General features: G+C 69.0%; 16 protein-coding genes. 8 read left to right on the plus strand and 8 right to left on the minus strand.

Translation table 11 applies throughout. The features are described 5' to 3' along the window. The first annotated feature begins 64 nt into the window (after positions 1–64). Positions 65–1,420: a DUF349 domain-containing protein gene (locus IJ15_RS0118125; RefSeq protein WP_031939763.1), complete on the plus strand. Its 1,356-nt coding sequence runs from the start codon at positions 65–67 to the stop codon at positions 1,418–1,420. Between the two features lie 79 nt (positions 1,421–1,499). Here the strand turns inward: IJ15_RS0118125 and IJ15_RS0118130 are convergent, their stop codons facing one another. Together IJ15_RS0118130 and miaB are read right to left on the minus strand one after the other, a co-directional pair. Continuing rightward, positions 1,500–2,129 (minus strand): Rv2732c family membrane protein, encoded by a 630-nt coding sequence (locus tag IJ15_RS0118130; protein ID WP_031939764.1) that lies wholly within the window; start codon positions 2,127–2,129, stop codon positions 1,500–1,502. Continuing rightward, positions 2,117–3,634, minus strand: coding sequence for a tRNA (N6-isopentenyl adenosine(37)-C2)-methylthiotransferase MiaB (miaB, locus tag IJ15_RS0118135; protein WP_031939765.1), 1,518 nt, complete (start codon positions 3,632–3,634; stop codon positions 2,117–2,119). The genes IJ15_RS0118130 and miaB overlap by 13 nt, the downstream gene beginning before the upstream one ends. A gap of 187 nt (positions 3,635–3,821) precedes the next feature. On the opposite strand from miaB, the gene IJ15_RS0118140 reads away from it, so the two are divergent. From IJ15_RS0118140 to IJ15_RS0118160, 5 genes are all read left to right on the plus strand, one after another. After that, a complete protein-coding gene (locus tag IJ15_RS0118140) occupies positions 3,822–4,550 on the plus strand; it encodes an amino acid ABC transporter ATP-binding protein (RefSeq protein ID WP_197059857.1) in 729 nt (242 codons plus the stop codon). Positions 4,551–4,570: 20 nt separating this feature from the next. After that, a complete protein-coding gene (locus IJ15_RS0118145) occupies positions 4,571–5,410 on the plus strand; it encodes a glutamate ABC transporter substrate-binding protein (RefSeq protein WP_031939767.1) in 840 nt (279 codons plus the stop codon). A 15-nt stretch (positions 5,411–5,425) separates the two neighbouring features. Further along, positions 5,426–6,109, plus strand: coding sequence for an amino acid ABC transporter permease (locus tag IJ15_RS0118150; protein WP_031939768.1), 684 nt, complete (start codon positions 5,426–5,428; stop codon positions 6,107–6,109). Next, positions 6,106–7,029 carry an amino acid ABC transporter permease gene (locus IJ15_RS0118155; protein WP_031939769.1) on the plus strand — a complete coding sequence of 308 codons (924 nt, stop codon included), beginning with the start codon at positions 6,106–6,108 and terminating at the stop codon, positions 7,027–7,029. The genes IJ15_RS0118150 and IJ15_RS0118155 overlap by 4 nt, the downstream gene beginning before the upstream one ends. 112 nt (positions 7,030–7,141) lie before the next feature. Next, positions 7,142–7,723 (plus strand): hypothetical protein, encoded by a 582-nt coding sequence (locus IJ15_RS0118160; protein WP_031939770.1) that lies wholly within the window; start codon positions 7,142–7,144, stop codon positions 7,721–7,723. A 13-nt stretch (positions 7,724–7,736) separates the two neighbouring features. On the opposite strand, the gene IJ15_RS0118165 is transcribed toward IJ15_RS0118160, so the two are convergent. From IJ15_RS0118165 to IJ15_RS0118190, 6 genes are all read right to left on the minus strand, one after another. Continuing rightward, positions 7,737–8,705 (minus strand): SMI1/KNR4 family protein, encoded by a 969-nt coding sequence (locus IJ15_RS0118165; protein WP_051919148.1) that lies wholly within the window; start codon positions 8,703–8,705, stop codon positions 7,737–7,739. A gap of 73 nt (positions 8,706–8,778) precedes the next feature. Beyond that, positions 8,779–9,429, minus strand: a complete 651-nt coding sequence (gene recX / locus IJ15_RS0118170; RefSeq protein WP_081880800.1) for a recombination regulator RecX — start codon at positions 9,427–9,429, stop codon at positions 8,779–8,781. A 63-nt stretch (positions 9,430–9,492) separates the two neighbouring features. Next, positions 9,493–10,530, minus strand: coding sequence for a recombinase RecA (recA, locus tag IJ15_RS0118175; RefSeq protein WP_031939773.1), 1,038 nt, complete (start codon positions 10,528–10,530; stop codon positions 9,493–9,495). Positions 10,531–10,728: 198 nt separating this feature from the next. Next, positions 10,729–10,923 carry a DUF3046 domain-containing protein gene (locus IJ15_RS0118180; protein WP_031939774.1) on the minus strand — a complete coding sequence of 65 codons (195 nt, stop codon included), beginning with the start codon at positions 10,921–10,923 and terminating at the stop codon, positions 10,729–10,731. 40 nt (positions 10,924–10,963) lie between these two features. After that, a complete protein-coding gene (locus IJ15_RS0118185; RefSeq protein WP_031939775.1) occupies positions 10,964–12,112 on the minus strand; it encodes a glycosyltransferase in 1,149 nt (382 codons plus the stop codon). Positions 12,113–12,217: 105 nt separating this feature from the next. Next, entirely contained in the window at positions 12,218–13,201 is a 984-nt protein-coding gene (locus IJ15_RS0118190; RefSeq protein ID WP_031939776.1) for an LLM class F420-dependent oxidoreductase, read from the minus strand. A gap of 101 nt (positions 13,202–13,302) precedes the next feature. Between IJ15_RS0118190 and IJ15_RS0118195 the strand changes: the two genes are divergently transcribed. Then, a complete protein-coding gene (locus IJ15_RS0118195) occupies positions 13,303–14,634 on the plus strand; it encodes an MFS transporter (protein ID WP_051919151.1) in 1,332 nt (443 codons plus the stop codon). Continuing rightward, a complete protein-coding gene (locus tag IJ15_RS26460) occupies positions 14,631–17,423 on the plus strand; it encodes a DUF2804 family protein (protein ID WP_197059855.1) in 2,793 nt (930 codons plus the stop codon). Before IJ15_RS0118195 ends, IJ15_RS26460 begins: the two co-directional genes overlap by 4 nt. Positions 17,424–17,435: the final 12 nt, after the last annotated feature.

The raw sequence follows: 17,435 nt of genomic DNA on the forward strand, positions 1-17,435 counted from the left end.
ACCGGGCCTGCGGGAGGCGACAGTGCGATCAGGCAGCCGTGACGCGCGGCAGAGACGAGGAGCTATGACCGAGAGCAACGCACCCAAGCCGGGTACCCCCAAGCCGGGCGTCCCCAAGCCCGGCGCCGCCAAGCCGGGTGCCGTGAAATCGAGCTCGCCCAAGCCCGGTCCGGCTCCGACCCACGCCGCACCCGGCGTGGCCGCCAGCGATCCCAGCCTGTTCGGCCGGGTCGACGACGACGGCACCGCGTGGGTGAAGACGGCCGACGGCGAACGACAGATCGGCTCGTGGCAGGCCGGGGACGCCGCCGAGGGCCTCGCGCACTTCGGGCGACGGTACGACGACCTGGCGACCGAGGTGACGCTCCTCGAGACCCGCCTGGCCTCCGGTGCCGGCGATGCCAAGAAGACCCGGGCGGCGGCCGCTGCGCTCGCCGAGTCGCTTCCCACCGCGACCGTCATCGGCGACCTCGACGCACTGAGCGTTCGTTTGGCGGCGATCATCGCGGGCTCCGAGCAGGCCGAGGAGCAGGAGAAGCACGACAAGGAGCAGTCCCGGCAGGAGCAGACCTCCCGCAAGGAGGCGCTCGCGGCCGAGGCCGAGCAGATCGGCAACGAGTCGACGCAGTGGAAGGCCGCGGGCGACCGGCTGCGCGAGATCCTCGACGAGTGGAAGACCATCCGGGGCCTCGACCGCAAGACCGACGACGCACTGTGGAAGCGGTACTCGAAGGCACGCGAGGCGTTCAACCGCCGTCGGGGCACCCACTTCGCCGACCTCGATCGCGAACGGGCCGGCGCGAAGTCCCGCAAGGAGGAACTCGTCACCCAGGCCGAGTCGTTGGCGACGTCCACCGACTGGGGGCCCACGGCCGGCGAGTTCCGCGACCTGCTCGCCGAGTGGAAGGCCGCGGGGCGGGCGCCCCGCGAGGCGGACGACGCACTGTGGCGGCGGTTCAAGGAGGCGCAGGACGTCTTCTTCGCCGCCCGCAACGCCGCCGCATCCGAACGCGACGCGGAGTTCTCGGAGAACGCGGCCGCCAAGGAGGAGTTGCTGAAGTCCGCCGGGGCCATCGACCCCGACAAGGACCTCGAGGCGGCCCGCGCGGCCCTGCGTGACCTGCAGGAGAAGTGGGACGCGATCGGCAAGGTTCCGCGCGAGCGGATGCACGATCTCGAGGGCAAGCTCCGCGCGATCGAGAAGCGCGTGCGCGAGGCGGCCGACTCGGAGTGGCGTCGCACCGATCCCGAGGCGCTGGCGCGGGCCGCCCAGTTCCGGGAGCGCGTCGCCCAGTTCGAGGATCAGGCCGCCAAGGCCACCGCAGCCGGCAAGACCAAGGACGCCGAGAAGGCGCGCGCTCAGGCCCAGCAGTGGCGTGAGTGGGCCGAGGCCGCCGAGGGCGCCGTCAACGAGCGTTGATCTTCGACGAGTGAGGGGTGCGACGCCGGTCGGCGTCGCACCCCTCACTCGTGTTCCGGGCGAACTCGGTCGCCGGAACTCAGTTCTGCCAGTCCTCGCGCGTCTGATCCTCGCTCGCAGCGTTGCGGCGCGCCTCCTCGGCGGCCAGTTGCACCGCGGTCCGGGTCCACACCACCTTGATCCAGTGGAACGTCAGCACGATGACCGCGATCCACCCCAGCACGAGACCGAATCCCGGGCCCGAACCCGAGGCCTCGGCCACGGGGAGGGTCTGCCGCGACCAGATCGCGAGCATGCCGAACACCACCGAGACCGCGGTGCCCGCCAACGCGATCCACGCCAGCACCCACCGTCGGGTCACCAGCGCGAGAATCGAGAAGACACCGCCGAACACGACTGCCAGCCACATGAAGATCCGTGACGGCAGATTGACGTACTCGTCGATCGCGTCCTGGTCGCCGACGAGAACGTCCCACCCGTTCGCGGATCCGGTGTGCGGCAACGTGAACGACAGCAGCAGCACCAGCACGCACACCGCCACCACGACCGCCCGGATGCCGGGGTCGATCTCCCCGGCAACCTTCTTCTCGGCGGCCTCGAAGTCCTTCTGGTACTCCTCTATCGGATCCGGAACTCCCGGCACGTCCCGGCCCGGTCGGTTCTCACTACCGGAAGCGTCGCCGCTGTCCGAGGTGCTCATGCGTTGCATCCCATCTGTGTTGGCAGCGGCGCGGGGGCGCCGACCTGCGGCAACCCCAGCCCCACGCCGATCGGCGGGGTCTTCGGGGTGACCCCTCGTTCGAACGAGTCTCCGGCGCGGGTGCGCCGGTGGGTGAGGACGAGATCGTCCGCGACCAGGTGGTGCGGGGCGGCACCGGTCACGACGACGGTGATGACGTCGCCGGGACGCAGGTCGCCGTCGAGGTTGCCCTCGGGCTTGAAGTGGACGAGGCGACCGTCTCGTGCACGGCCGCTCATGCGCGCGGTCTCGGCGTTCTTGCGACCGTCGCCGGCGGTGATCAGCAACTCGACCTCGGTGCCGACGAGCTTGCGGTTCTCGTCGAGGGTGATCTCCTCCTGGAGCGCGATGAGGCGCTCGTAGCGTTCCTGCACAACAGCTTTCGGGAGCTGCCCCTCCATCTCGGCGGCCGGGGTGCCCGGACGCTTGGAGTACTGGAACGTGAAGGCACTGGTGAAGCGAGCCTGCCGGACCACGTCGAGGGTGGCCTGGAAGTCCTCCTCGGTCTCCCCGGGGAAGCCGACGATGATGTCGGTGGTGATCGCGGCGTGCGGCATCGCGGCGCGGACCTTCTCGATGATCCCGAGGAACTTGGCGCTGCGGTACGACCGGCGCATCGCCTTGAGGACCCGGTCGGAACCGGACTGCAACGGCATGTGCAACTGCGGGCACACGTTCGGCGTCGACGCCATCGCCTCGATGACGTCGTCGGTGAACTCCGCCGGATGCGGGGAGGTGAATCGGACGCGCTCGAGCCCCTCGATCTGTCCGCAGGCACTGAGCAGCTTCGCGAAGGCGCCGCGGTCCCGCGGGATCTCGGGGTCGGCGAACGAGACTCCGTACGAGTTGACGTTCTGCCCGAGCAGCGTCACCTCGAGCACGCCCTCGTTCACGAGCGCCTGGACCTCGGCGAGGATGTCGCCGGGACGACGATCGACCTCCTTGCCGCGCAGGGCGGGCACGATACAGAACGTGCAGGTGTTGTTGCAGCCGACGGAGATCGACACCCAGCCCGCGTACGCGGACTCACGCTTGGCCGGCAGGGTCGACGGGAACGCCTCGAGCGATTCGAGGATCTCGACCTGCGCCTCCTCGTTGTGCCGGGCGCGCTCGAGCAGCGCCGGCAGCGAGCCGATGTTGTGGGTACCGAACACGACGTCGACCCACGGCGCCTTCTTCACGACGGTGTCGCGGTCCTTCTGGGCAAGGCAGCCGCCGACGGCGATCTGCATGCCGGGGCGCTCCTCCTTCACCGGGGCGAGGTGGCTGAGATTGCCGTACAACTTGTTGTCGGCGTTCTCGCGGACCGCGCAGGTGTTGAAGACGACCAGATCGGCCTGCTCCCCCGGCACCGCCTTGGTGTAGCCGGCGTCCTCGAGCAGACCCGAGAGCCGTTCCGAATCGTGCACGTTCATCTGACAGCCGTAGGTGCGGACCTCATAGCTGCGCCCGGCGTTCTGGTCGATCGTCTCCACGGGTCCAAGGGTACGGGTCCCGGCAAAACCGCCTGTCGCGGCCACATTGTTCACCGGAGCCGAACGGCCACCGCTTGATCGTTCAAGATCGATAGCCGCTAGACCAGCGGGTACGTAATAGGTCCATATAGGGTTACGCGTTATGACGCAGCCTGAGACCACCGGAGCGGCTACCGGAACCCAGTCGATGATCTCCATGAAGGGGGTCGACAAGCACTACGGCGACCTGCATGTTCTGAAGAACATCGACCTGGAGATACCCTCCGGCCAGGTTGTCGTGATGCTCGGCCCGTCCGGGTCCGGCAAGTCGACGCTCTGCCGCACGATCAACCGTCTCGAACCCATCGATCGGGGAGCCATCACGATCGACGGCGTACCGGTGCCGGCCGAGGGCCGCGCCCTCGCCCGCCTCCGCTCGGATGTCGGCATGGTGTTCCAGAGCTTCAACCTCTTCGCGCACAAGACGGTGCTCGAGAACGTGATGCTCGGGCCGATGAAGGTCCGCAAGATCGACAAGGCTGCGGCCAAGGAGCGCGCACTCGCACTCCTGGAGCGGGTCGGTATCCAGGCGCAGGCCGAGAAGTACCCGGCGCAGCTGTCCGGCGGCCAGCAGCAGCGTGTGGCCATCGCCCGCTCCCTGGCGATGGACCCGAAGGTCATGCTGTTCGACGAGCCGACCTCCGCCCTCGACCCCGAGATGGTCAACGAGGTCCTCGACGTCATGGTGAACCTCGCCAAGGAGGGCATGACAATGATCGTCGTGACCCACGAGATGGGGTTCGCCCGCAAGGCCGCCGACCGGATCATCTTCATGGCCGACGGCCGGATCCTCGAGGACACCTCCCCGGAGACGTTCTTCACCGCACCTGAGTCCGACCGCGCCAAGGACTTCCTCGGCAAGATCCTCGGTCACTGAGCCGGGGCGGGAGGAACACGATGAGAAGAATCAGATCCCGGCGCATCCTGACCGCCGTCGCGGCCCTCACCGCGGTCGTGCTGACAGCGTCGGCGTGCGGCAGCAGCGAGCCGCGGGACGTGCTCGCGGACGCCGCCGACGGCCACCTCACCATCGGCACCAAGTACGACCAGCCCGGACTGGCACTGCGCGAACCGGACAAGACCATGACCGGCTTCGACGTCGAGGTCGCCAAGTACATCGCGAACTACCTGGGCGTCCCCGAGAGCGGCATCACGTGGCGCGAGGCGCCGTCGGCGCAGCGCGAGAACCTGATCAAGAACGGTGAAGTCGACTTCGTCGTCGGAACGTACTCGATCACCGACAACCGCAAGAAGGTCGTCGACTTCGCCGGCCCGTACTACATCGCGGGCCAATCACTCCTGGTCCGCGCCGACGACGACACCATCACCGGCCCCGAATCCCTCGAAGGCGGGAAGAGGCTGTGCTCGGTGTCCGGTTCCACCCCGGCGCAGAAGATCAAGAAGTCGTACCCGGGCGTGCAGTTGCAGCAGTTCGACAGCTACTCATCGTGTGTCGAGGCGCTGCACCGCGGCAAGGTCGACGCCCTCACCACGGACGACATCATCCTGGCCGGGTACTCCGCCCAGTATCCCGGCGAGTTCAAACTCGCCGGTGAGCCGTTCACCACCGAACCCTACGGAGTCGGTCTACCGAAGGGCGACACGGAAGCACGGATGAAGATCAACGATGCGATCGAGGACATGATCGCGACCGGGGCCTGGCAGCGGGCGCTCGAGGACACCATGGGCGAGTCCGGCTATGCGCTGCCCGCGCCGCCGGCCGTCGACCGGTACTGATACGGAGGAGGTGACATGGGACTACTCGATACTTACGGTGCTCAGCTCGTCAGCGCGTTCTGGACCACCGTGCAACTCACCTTCTGGTCGGCGCTCGGCGCCGTGATCTGGGGCACCCTCCTCGCCGCGATGCGGGTCTCCCCCGTACCGATCCTCCGGATCTTCGCGACCTGGTACGTCAACATCTTCCGCAACACACCGCTCACGCTCATCATCGTGTTCTGCTCGGTGGGCCTCTACCAGAACCTGGGTGTGCACTTCGCCCCGGAGAACTCGTCGACCTTCATCGATCAGAACAACTTCCGGCTCGCAGTGCTCGGATTCGTCGTCTACACGGCCGCTTTCGTCTGTGAGTCGCTGCGGTCGGGCATCAACACCGTCCCCCTCGGCCAGGCCGAGGCCGCCAGATCCCTGGGCCTGACGTTCACGCAGAGCGTCCGGATGATCGTGTTGCCGCAGGCGTTCCGCGCGGTCATCGCGCCCCTCGGCAGCGTGCTGATCGCACTGACCAAGAACACGACGATCGCGTCGGCGATCGGCGTGGCCGAGGCGTCGCTGCTGATGAAGACGATGATCGAGAACGAGGCGGACAAGCTGTTCCTCGTCTTCGGCATCTTCGCCATCGGCTTCATGATCCTGACGCTGCCGGTCGGGTTCCTGTTCGGTTACCTCGGCAAGCGTCTGGCGGTGAAGCGATGACCCAGCAATCGAGCGTTCTCTTCGACATACCCGGCCCCCGGGCCCGGGTGCGAAACCGGCTGATCGCGATCGTCTTCGGCATCGTGCTGGTCGCGATCGTGCTGTACGTGCTGAACGTGCTGGCCGACAACGGTCAGCTCGAGGCCGACAAGTGGTCACCGTTCCTGGACCACTTCACGTGGACCACCTATCTGCTGCCGGGATTGAAGGGCACGCTGCTCGCGGCGTCCCTGTCGATCGTGTTCGCGCTGATCCTCGGCGCGGTCCTCGGTATCGGCCGCCTGTCCGATCACCGCTGGGTCCGCTGGATCTGCGGCGCCTTCGTCGAGTTCTTCCGCGCCATCCCGGTGCTGATCCTGATGATCTTCGCCTACCAGGCGTTCGCCCAGTACGGCGTGTTCCCGTCGAACCAGTTGGCGTTGGCCGCCGTCGTCGTGGGCCTGACCCTCTACAACGGTTCGGTGATCGCCGAGATCCTGCGGGCCGGCATCCTGTCACTGCCGAAGGGCCAGACCGAGGCCGCGGCATCGCTCGGCATGCGTAAGGGCCAGATGATGCGGCTGGTCCTGATGCCGCAGGCGATCACCACGATGCTGCCGGCTCTGGTGTCGCAGATGGTGGTTGCACTGAAGGACTCGGCGCTCGGCTACCAGATCGGCTACATCGAGCTGATCCGCAGCGGCCAGCAGGCGGCGTCGTACTACCGCAACTTCTTCGCCGCGCTGGTCGTGGTCGGCGTGATCATGGTGATCATCAACTTCGCGCTCACGTCCTTCGCGACGTGGCTCGAGAAGCGACTCCGCAGCGGCGGCAAGAAGGGCACCCGCCCGGCTGTCGTGCCGATCGATACCGTCGAACTCGACGGCGCACCGGGCATCGACGACTTCGACGCAACGGAGAAGTCGGCGCCGCGCGACTGAGCGGCCCCGGACACCCGAGGGACATGAGCAGGGCGCGTGGAGGATTCCGATCCTCCACGCGCCCTTCGTGTCCCCACCGTCGGCAGGCCGCGCGCCGGTGCATACTCGTGCCATGACGGTCGATGTCGGCTTCTCCTGGTCCCAGTTCCTCTGGGTCGTGGCCATCTTCGTCGGTGTGCCCACCGCGTTCGGCGCGTTCATCGTCCGGTCGGCGTGGCGGTCGGAGCAGGCCGGGGTCGAGCCGGCGACCGCCCGGCCGACGGGCACCGGCCGACTGGGGCTGTGGACCACCGGCCTGATCGCCTTCGTGCTGGGATTCCTGTCGTGTGCGGGCTGGCTCAGCTGGTCGGCCGACTCCGCCGGACGGGTCCGTGGACCCGCACTGCCCGCCCCTACCCAGTTCCCGACCTGGCAGGTGGTCGCATGCGGCGCAACCGTGGTCCTGGCCTGCCTCGCCGCCGCTCACCTGTCGCGGTGGGCGGTCGCGGGCGGCTTGGCCGCCGCGGCCGGCACTGCAGCGGGGTTCACGACCGCATTCGCCGTCGCAGCCAGTGTCGGGGTGACCAGCCAGGAGGGAATCGGGGTGGCGTTCTCCATACTGGGATGGGGCATGGGCCTGGGCCTACTGATGCTCATCCGGGGGGCGTGGCTGACCACCCGACGCAACCGGGCGGCCGGGCGCCTCCGGCCGTAGCGGCTAGGGTCCGTCAGGTGCTGGGAGCTGCGTTCCGGACCGCGAACTCGACGTCCCCGGCACGGTCACCCGAGTCCCATTCGAAGGCGGAACCGTCTCGAACGAACGGTAGTTGCCCGTCGACGAACGCGGTGCCCTGAGTGAGCGCGTCGGCGATGTCGGTGAGCAGCGCACTGACCGACTGCCAGGCCGGGCCATCGGCATCGGCACCGGTCTCGTCGAATTCGAGTACGGACCCGTACAGGGGGCCGGGCCGAGTGTCGACGCACAGATAGTTCGAGTCCCGCCCAGCGAAGGGCACGAAGGCGGGAATGAAGGTGCCCGCCTCGAACCCCGCCCCGGCCGGCGGATCTGCCAGGTCGATGCCGTACATGCGGGCACCCTCGTCCCAGATCCGAATGGATCGTTCACGGTCGGCGACCACCCGGTCGAGGGTGAACAGCTCGTATCCCGGGATCACCCTGATCCAACGCCCTTCGGGCCCACCGTTCGCCAACGAGAACAGATCCACCAACTCGTCGGGCCAGGCCTGCCCCGTGGCGGCGACAGCCGCGGCGATCTGCTGTTGATCGGCGCCGCGGAACTCGACGTCCGACAACTGGGTGCACAGCCAGTCGGCGATGCGGGCCCACTGCTCGCGCACCGATCCTGACGGCGTGGGATGGATCGGACGCGGGTCGTTCGCTCTGGCCGCGGCTGCGGCACTCTCGGCCGCTCTCTGCTGGCGTTCGGCGTCCGCGATGCACCGGCGCACGTCCGCGGCCAGTGCCCAGGCATCGGTATCCGCTGCACCGAACGCAGGGACCTGCGCCGTCACCGTGTCCAGGTGCGCCCATACCGACGAGGTGCCCGGTTCGGCACCGACTCGACGTCCGACCTCGACGATCTGCGACACGGCGGCATCGCCTCCGTCGAGGTAGCCGTCCTCGATACGAATCGCGTCCGAACCGGTCTCGGTCCAGGCGACCGCCCAGTACACCATCACTCCCCCATCCTTCGGCCGCTGACGACTTCGATTGTCCCCCAGCGCTTCCCCCGGCACAGCCCCCGGGACGTCAAGCGTCCGTCGCTCCGAGACTGCCGAGCTCGTCCTTGACGACGGCGAACGACAGGCCCGCCGGATAGCCGCGGCGCGCGAGCATCCCGACGAGCCGGCGCATCAGCCGCTCCCGGTCGTCGCGGTCGGCAATGTCGCCCGCGGTGGTGCGGACCAGCTTCCGGCGCACCAATTCGGCCGCCCGCTCACGTTCGTCGTCGGCGCTGATCGCCGACAGCGCCTCCTGCGAGGTGGCGTCGTCGATGCCCTTGCGGCGCAGTTCCGTGGCGAGGGCGCGGCGGCCGCGACCGGAATAGGTGTGCCGGGAATGGACCCACTGCTCCGCGAACGCGGCGTCGTCGACGAGGCCGACCTCGGCGAGCCGGCCCAGGACAGTGTCGATCACCGCCTGCGGGTACCCTTTCTGCACGAGCTTCTGCTCGAGTTCGGTGCGGCTGCGAGCCCGATCGGTGAGCAGCCGCAGGCACACGTCCTTCGCCCGTACCCCGAGAGTCTCCGGGGTGCCCTTCAGTTCGAACGGTGTGCCGTCCTCGCCGACAGGGCGGCCCTGACTGTCCCTGTTCCTGGCCCGATTCGCGGTGCGGCGCCGACCGGTGGTGACGTCGTCACTGCCGTACCGGTCGTAGTGGCCGGTGTCGTCGTCTGTCATGACGGGATTGCCTCCCCCGCCCGATCGGCAGCGCCGACCGGGAGGGGCACGAGACTCACCGGACTAGAAGTCGGCCGACTCGGCATCGTCGCCGGTCACGACCGCACCGATACCGAGCTTCTCCTTGATCTTCTTCTCGATCTCGTCCCGGATGTCGATGTTCTCGAGCAGGAACTTGCGGGCGTTCTCCTTGCCCTGACCCAGCTGATCGCCCTCGTACGTGTACCAGGACCCGGACTTGCGGATGAACCCGTGCTCGACACCCATGTCGATCAGCGAGCCCTCCTTGCTGATGCCCTGGCCGTAGAGGATGTCGAACTCGGCCTGCTTGAACGGCGGCGACACCTTGTTCTTGACGACCTTGACGCGCGTGCGGTTGCCGACCGCGTCGGTGCCGTCCTTGAGGGTCTCGATGCGGCGGACGTCGAGGCGGACCGAGGAGTAGAACTTGAGCGCCTTACCACCGGTGGTGGTCTCGGGCGAGCCGAACATCACACCGATCTTCTCGCGCAGCTGGTTGATGAAGATCGCGGTGGTGCCCGAGTTGTTGAGCGCACCGGTCATCTTGCGCAGCGCCTGGCTCATCAGGCGGGCCTGCAGACCGACGTGGCTGTCGCCCATCTCGCCCTCGATCTCGGCGCGCGGCACCAGCGCGGCCACCGAGTCGATGACGATGATGTCGAGGGCGCCGGAACGGATCAGCATGTCCGCGATCTCGAGGGCCTGCTCACCGGTGTCCGGCTGCGAGACCAGGAGCGCGTCGGTGTCGACACCGAGCTTGCGGGCGTATTCCGGGTCGAGCGCGTGCTCGGCGTCGATGAACGCCGCGATACCGCCGTTGGCCTGCGCGTTCGCCACCGCGTGCAGCGCGACCGTCGTCTTACCCGAGGACTCCGGACCGTAGATCTCGACGACTCGTCCGCGGGGCAGACCGCCGATACCCAGTGCCACGTCCAGCGCGATCGATCCGGTGGGGATCACGGCGATGGGCTGATGAGCCTCTTCACCCAGGCGCATCACCGAACCCTTGCCGAAGCTCTTGTCGATCTGTGCCAGAGCCAGCTCGAGCGCCTTGTCGCGATCGTGTGCCTGTGGTGCCATCGTGGTCCCCTTTTCGAAGTCTCGTCCAGCGATCTGGGATCAGGTTAGAGCCCGGTACCGACAACTTCGCCGGCTCGCACGGTCCGAACCGCCGCACTCGGACTCACTCAGCCGCAACACGTGGACGACAACGGATGATTCCAGCATAAGCGAACATCTGTTCGAGTCAATCGTCGACCGCGGCGGTGCCGCACCGTCCTACCTGCGCTGTGGGGGAACGTCGAACTCGTCGCACAGCGCGCGCCACACGACGCGCGGGTCCTCGCCGTCCTCGATCGCATCGACGGCGGTCTTCCCGCCCAGGCTGAGAACGACGTGGTCGACGAGCAGGGAGTCGCCGCGCACCTGTCCGAACTCTTCCCGGACGAGATCATGGAATTCGGTCAGTCGCACATGTGCCACCGTAGCGGAATCGGGCAGGCCGCCCCGACGCTCACACCGCCGCCGCGCGACACACCGCGACCGGGTCGGCGACGTCCGCGATCCCATCGGCCGCCCGTCGCGCGGCGGCGCCGTAGGCCGGGTCGTCCAGGACCGTCCGGACCCCGTCCCGCAGCGAGGCAACCTCGAGCGGGCGGATCAGCACCCCGAGGCCGGCGCGCGCGACCCGGTTCGCGACCTCCCACTGGTCGCCGCCACCGGGGACGGTCACGGCGGGCACCCCGGCGAGGAGGCCCTTCGCGAGCACGCCGTGCCCGGCGCCGCAGATCAGCGCGGACGCATCCTGCAGCATCCGGTCCTGCCGCCCGTACCCGGCCCGCACCCAGTCGGGCAGGTCGACGTCCGGCTTCTCGAACAGCGTCACGAGCATCCGCACGCCGAGCCCGTCGAGCGCGCGGATCGCCGTGTCCAGCATGCCGCCGGCACCCATCGACGCCGTGGACGGCGCCAGGACCACCAGCGGACCGTCGCCCGGCGGCGGGTCGAGCACGTTGTCGGCGGGCTCCCACACCAGCGGGCCGACGACGTGAGCGTTCGACGGCCAGTCCGGGCGCGGCACCTCGAGCGCCGGGAGGGTCGCGATCAGCCGCGCTGCGGGGCCGGGATCCCGGGCCGGCAGCCCGACACTCACCCGCGCCTCGCTGCGCTGGACCCGGCCCTTCCTGATCGACGGCGCGGTCGCGGCCCGCAGCAGCACGTCCCGCAGGCGTCCCCCGATCCCCGTGCCGGGCGCCATTCCCGACCCGATCGGCGGCAGCCCCTTGGACGGCAGGTACAGCGGGTGCGGCGACAACTCCACCCACGGCACCCCGAGCCGTTCCGCCGCCATCCCGCCGCCGACGGTGATGATGTCGGACACCACCAGATCGGGGGCGACGTCGCGCATGTCGGGCAGCAGGGCCGTCGAGACGTGCGCGGCCCGGCCGTGGATCTTCGATCCGGAGTCGGAGTCGTCGTCGGACGCGCGTGGCGCGAGCCCCCCGAGCTTGCGGGCGTCGATCCCGTTGTCGCGTGCGACGTCGAGCCAGCGTCCCGCGGAGAAGAACACCGGATCATCGCCCGCAGCAAGGAATTTCCGGCACAGTGCCAACGCCGGGACGGCATGACCGGCCTCGGGTCCGGCGACGACAGCTACTCGCATCCGCTCAGGGTGCCACGCCGCGCCGGTTTCGGTCGCGCCGCACCGCCGATCGGGGGCGCGGCGCGACGAGAACCCGAGCGGCAGCGCGCGATCAGCCGCACACGATCAGTCGCGTACGAGCGGTCCGAGGGTTCGTCCGACGAGTTCGACGATGCCCGGCTGATGCCCGTTGGCGACCACGTTGACGATCACGCCGTCGACGCCCACGTCGAGGACCCGGGTCCTGATCTGCTCGGCGACCTCGTCCGGACTGCCGACGAACTGCCGATCGGTCGCGACGGCGCGCTCGGCGACCGACAACGCGGACAGGTCCACGCCGCGCGACAGCAGGAACTCGCGCTGCATCTCACGGGCCTTGTCACCGTCCTCGTCGATCATCACGAACGCGAGGAAACTCGTCTCGAGCGTCTTCGGGTCGCGGCCGACCTCCTCGCAGCGCTGAGCGAGGGCCTCGAGCTTGCGCGGCAGTTCGGTCGCGTTCGCGATGATGTTGAGGTGGTCGGCGTAGCGGGCCGCGAGCCCGAACGTCTTCTTCTCCCCGCCGCCGCCGAGCAGGATCGGCAGGTCGTCGCGTAGGCGCGGCTCGTTGATCGCGTTCTCGACGCGGTACCACTTGCCCTCGAAGGTGGGCCGGTCGCCGTGGAGCATGGGCGCGATGATCGCGAGCGCCTCCGAGAGCCGCTCGAACCGGTCGGTGAACGTACCGAACTCGAATCCCAACTGCTGATGTTCGAGTTCGAACCAGCCGGCGCCGATTCCGAGGACCGCCCGTCCCCCACTGACGACGTCGAGCGTCGAGACCGTCTTGGCGAGCATCGCCGGATTCCGGTACGTGTTGCCGGTGACGAGCGCGGACAACTGGATCGAGTCGGTGGCCGTCGCGATGCCGGCGAGCGCCGTGTACGCCTCGAGCATCGGCTCGTCCGGCTCACCGATCCCCGGCAGCTGATAGAAGTGGTCCATCACGAACACCGCGTCGAATCCGGCCGCCTCCGCCTCCCGAGCTTGGGCGATGACAGTCGGAAACAGGTCGCGGACGGGAGTCGAGTAACTGAAATTCGGAATCTGGTAGCCCAGGCGAATACTCATGTGCACCGACGCTACGCCGATTCTCCGGATCGGCACTTCGAATCCCTTACCACCCAGCCGATTCCGGCCTGCCGTGTCCCGAATGCCGTTATCGTCTCGTCATGCACGAGCGACCGGCGGATCGACGCCTGTGGACCTGGGTGGTCCTCCTCGGCTTCACGGGCCAGTTGGCCTGGACGGTCGAGAACATGTACCTCAACGTGTTCGTCTACGACACGATCACCGATTCGCCGACGGCGCTGGCGACCCTCGTCGCGACGAGTGCCGTCGCCGCGACGATCGCGACGCTGCTCGCCGGAGCGGCGTCGGACCGCACCGGCCGGCGTCGCGAATTCATCGCAGCGGGCTACGTGCTGTGGGGTGCGTGCACCGCAGGGTTCGGTCTGGTCAGCGTCGACGCCGCCGCGTCGCTGCTGCCGATGTTCGACGCGGTGGCGGTCGCGATCGTCGCCATCGTCCTGCTCGACTGCGTCATGAGCATCCTCGGTTCGACCGCCAACGACGCGGCCTTCAACGCGTGGGTCACCGACTCCACCCACCCCGGGAACCGCGGCCGGGTCGACGGCGTGCTCGCCACGATGCCCCTGCTCGCGATGCTGCTGGTCTTCGGCGCCCTCGACCCGATGACCAAGGGCGGCCACTGGACCCTGTTCTTCTCGATCATCGGCGGAGTGACCGCGCTGGTCGGCGTCGTCGCGTGGGTCGGACTGCGCGAGCCGCGGCGGCCCCGGCCGGGCGGCACCTACCTGTCGTCGGTCCTGCACGGCCTGCGGCCGAGCACCGCCCGCGCGCACCCCCGGTTGTACCTGGCACTGCTGGCGTGGGCGATCCTCGGCACGAGCACACAGGTGTTCCTGCCGTACCTGATCATCTACGTCCAGCGGTACCTCGACATCGACGGCTACGCCGTCGTGCTCGCCTCGGTCCTGGTGGGTGCGGCGGTGATCAGTGTTCTCGGCGGGCGGGTACTCGACCGGGTGGGCCCGTCCCGGGCGATCCTGCCGATCTCCGCGATCTACGCACTCGGGTTGCTCCTGATGTTCCCGGCGCGCGGCATGCTCGCGGTCATCGGCGCCGGAGTCGTGATGATGTCGGGATTCATGCTCGGCGTCGCCGCCCTCTCCGCGACCGTCCGCAATCTCACGCCACCCGACCGAGCCGGACAGGTGCAGGGGCTGCGGATGATCTCCGCCGTCCTCGTCCCGATGGTGATCGGTCCGTTCCTCGGTGCAGCCGTGATCGCCGGTGCCGACGAGACGTTCGTCGACCTGGGTGTGGTGAAGCAGGTGCCGACACCGTGGATCTTCCCGGCCGCCGCGATCGTCGTGGCGCTGATCGTCATTCCCGTCGTGTTGCTGCGGACCACAGGGTCGGCAGGGTCGGCGGGGTCCGCAACGACGTCCACCTCGCAGCCTTTGGAGCCCACCTCGTGATCACCCCGTGGGGCGATGCCCTCGACCCCGACAACGTGCTGCCCGAGTATCCGCGCCCGCAACTCGTGCGCGATTCGTACCTCAACCTCAACGGCCGGTGGGACCACGCCTTCACCGGGTCCGAGGTCGCCGATCGGCCCCGCCGGTGGGACGGGGAGATCGTGGTGCCCTTCTCCCCGGAGGCGCCGTTGTCGGGGGTGAACCGCACCCTGCGACCCGACGAGGCGCTCTGGTACCGCCGCGCCTTCGCACTGCCCGAGGGCTTCGTCCGCGACCGGGTGCTGCTGCACTTCGGTGCGGTCGACCAGGACTGCGAGGTCTGGGTCGACGACTCCCCCGTCGGCGGGCATCGCGGCGGCTACCTGCCGTTCACGCTCGACATCACCGACGCGCTCGACAGCGGGGGCACCCACGAACTCGTCGTCCGGGTCCGCGACGTCACCGACACGTCCTGGCGCAGCCGCGGTAAGCAGAAACTCGATCGTGGCGGGATCTGGTACACCCCCCAGTCGGGGATCTGGCAGACCGTCTGGCTCGAGTCGGTCCCGCGCCGGTGGATCGACCGACTCGAGCTCGTCCCGCACCTGGACACCGGCGAGGTCGAGATCTGTGTGGTGCCCGGTCACGCAGGCGAGGACACCGCTGTCGTCGCAGTCCGCGCCGACGGTCGCGACCTCGTCTCCGGGAGCCTCCCCGTCGGTGTCCCGACCCGGCTGCGGCTCGGCGACGACGTCCGCCGGTGGTCGCCGGAGGACCCGTTCCTCTACGACGTGGAGGTGAGGCTCGACGACGATCGCGTCACCAGCTACGTCGGGATGCGCTCGTTCGGGATCGGGCCCGACGCGTCCGGCCGCACCCGACTGCTGCTCAACGGCGAGCCCTACCTGCACGCGGGACTCCTCGACCAGGGCTACTGGCCCGACGGTCTCTACACCGCGCCGTCGGACGAGGCCTTCGTCCACGACATCCGCACGGCCAAGGAGCTCGGTTTCACGATGCTGCGCAAGCACATCAAGATCGAGCCGCTGCGCTGGTACCACCACTGCGACCGGCTGGGGATGCTCGTCTGGCAGGACATGGTCAACGGTGGCCGCAGCTATCGGTCCGCCGTCGTCACGGCTCCGGTGCTGCTGCCCGTGAAGCTCGACGACGACCGGTACTCCGCGTTCGGACGCCAGGACGCCGAAGGCCGCGCCGAGTTCCTCGCCGAACTCGACGCGACGGTCGCGCTGCTGCGTTCGGTTCCGAGCGTCGCGGCGTGGGTGCCGTTCAACGAGGGGTGGGGGCAGTTCGACGCCACCGCGGCCGCCGCACGAGTGAAGGAACTCGACCCGAGCAGGCTGGTGGACCACGCGAGCGGCTGGCACGACCAGGGCGGCGGTGACATGGCGAGTCGGCACGTCTACTTCCGGCCGTACCGGCTCTCCCGCGCCGACGCCGCCGACCCTCGGGCCGCCGTGCTCTCCGAGTACGGGGGCTACTCCCATCGGGTGCCGGGGCACGTCTGGAACGACGAGGAGTTCGGCTACCGCAAGTACACCGACCGCGGATCGTTCGAACGAGCGTTCCTCCGCCTGCAGCACGCGCAGGTCGGGCCCGCCGTCGAACGGGGCCTGACGGCGTTCGTCTACACCCAGCTCGCCGACGTCGAGGACGAGACCAACGGCCTGATGACCTACGACCGCCGGGTGCTGAAGGTGGACACCGAGGCGGTCCGCGCCTCGAATCGGCGTCTGCGTCAGCGGCACGACCACGCCACCGGCGGACCCGCGCTGCCCCTCGCCGTGCGGGAACGCGAGGTCACCGCGCCGGTCTCCCTGACCCTGCCCGACGGACACCTCAACCCCGCGGCCGTCGGCTGGACGCGCACGCCCGTGATCACCACCGACCGGGTCGGTCGCGGCCGAATCGGCAAGAGCCGCAACAAGCGCTGGGAGTACTGGGCGGTGACCACGCCGACCCACGTGGTCGCGCTCGTGGTCTCCGACATCGACTACGCCGCCGTGCACGGCATCTGGCTGCTCGACCGGGCCACCGGTCGGACCGTCTCGTACGACGCCATCGGCATCGGCGGCGGCAGCGCGACCCTGCCCGGCACCCTCGGAGCCGCTCCGGTGCGCGCCCGCACCCGCGCGCTGCGGATCGACATCGACGAGGTCGCCGGCGGAACCCGGCTCCGGGCCCGCGGGAAGCGGGTGGAGATCGACGTGATCGCGCACCGGCCCGACGGGCACGAGTGCCTCGGCGTCGTCGTCCCCTGGTCGGACACGCTCTTCCAGTACACGGTCAAGGACGTCGCACGGCCCGCAACCGGCACGATCCGCGTCGACGGCGTCGCCGCGGTCGTCCCGGACGGCGAGTCCTGGGCGACCCTCGACCACGGTCGCGGCCGATGGCCGTACGCGGTGCGCTGGAACTGGGGTGCCGGCTCCGGCCGCACCGACGGCAAGGTGATCGGCATCCAGGTCGGTGGCAAGTGGACCGACGGCACCGGATCGGTGGAGAACGCGCTGGTCGTCGACGGTCACCTGTCGAAGATCAGCGAGGAACTGGTCTGGACCTACGACCGCGACGACTGGATGGCGCCGTGGCGCGTCACCGGCGACACCGTCGACCTGACCTTCACCCCGTTCCACCTGAAGGAGTCCGTCACCGACCTGAAGGTCTTCTCCGCACGGACCCACCAGTGCTTCGGCCACTGGTCGGGCAAGGTTCAGGACGACACGGGTGCCTGGGTACGCGCCGACGACCTCGTCGGCTGGGCCGAGGACGTCCACAACCGCTGGTGAGCGGCCAGGCCG

This window comes from Prescottella defluvii, assembly GCF_000738775.1.
In the GTDB taxonomy this organism is placed as follows: Bacteria; Actinomycetota; Actinomycetes; order Mycobacteriales; family Mycobacteriaceae; genus Prescottella; species Prescottella defluvii.

Coding starts and splice junctions, on each gene's coding strand:
- IJ15_RS0118185 (WP_031939775.1), bottom strand. CDS start 12,112: ATGCGAGTAGCTGTCGTCGCCGGACCCGAGGCCGGTCATGCCGTCCCG.
- IJ15_RS0118145 (WP_031939767.1), top strand. CDS start 4,571: ATGAGAAGAATCAGATCCCGGCGCATCCTGACCGCCGTCGCGGCCCTC.
- IJ15_RS0118165 (WP_051919148.1), bottom strand. CDS start 8,705: ATGGTGTACTGGGCGGTCGCCTGGACCGAGACCGGTTCGGACGCGATT.
- IJ15_RS0118125 (WP_031939763.1), top strand. CDS start 65: ATGACCGAGAGCAACGCACCCAAGCCGGGTACCCCCAAGCCGGGCGTC.
- recA (WP_031939773.1), bottom strand. CDS start 10,530: ATGGCACCACAGGCACACGATCGCGACAAGGCGCTCGAGCTGGCTCTG.
- IJ15_RS0118155 (WP_031939769.1), top strand. CDS start 6,106: ATGACCCAGCAATCGAGCGTTCTCTTCGACATACCCGGCCCCCGGGCC.
- IJ15_RS0118130 (WP_031939764.1), bottom strand. CDS start 2,129: ATGCAACGCATGAGCACCTCGGACAGCGGCGACGCTTCCGGTAGTGAG.
- IJ15_RS0118160 (WP_031939770.1), top strand. CDS start 7,142: ATGACGGTCGATGTCGGCTTCTCCTGGTCCCAGTTCCTCTGGGTCGTG.
- IJ15_RS0118195 (WP_051919151.1), top strand. CDS start 13,303: ATGCACGAGCGACCGGCGGATCGACGCCTGTGGACCTGGGTGGTCCTC.
- IJ15_RS0118190 (WP_031939776.1), bottom strand. CDS start 13,201: ATGAGTATTCGCCTGGGCTACCAGATTCCGAATTTCAGTTACTCGACT.
- recX (WP_081880800.1), bottom strand. CDS start 9,429: ATGACAGACGACGACACCGGCCACTACGACCGGTACGGCAGTGACGAC.
- IJ15_RS0118140 (WP_197059857.1), top strand. CDS start 3,822: ATGATCTCCATGAAGGGGGTCGACAAGCACTACGGCGACCTGCATGTT.
- IJ15_RS0118150 (WP_031939768.1), top strand. CDS start 5,426: ATGGGACTACTCGATACTTACGGTGCTCAGCTCGTCAGCGCGTTCTGG.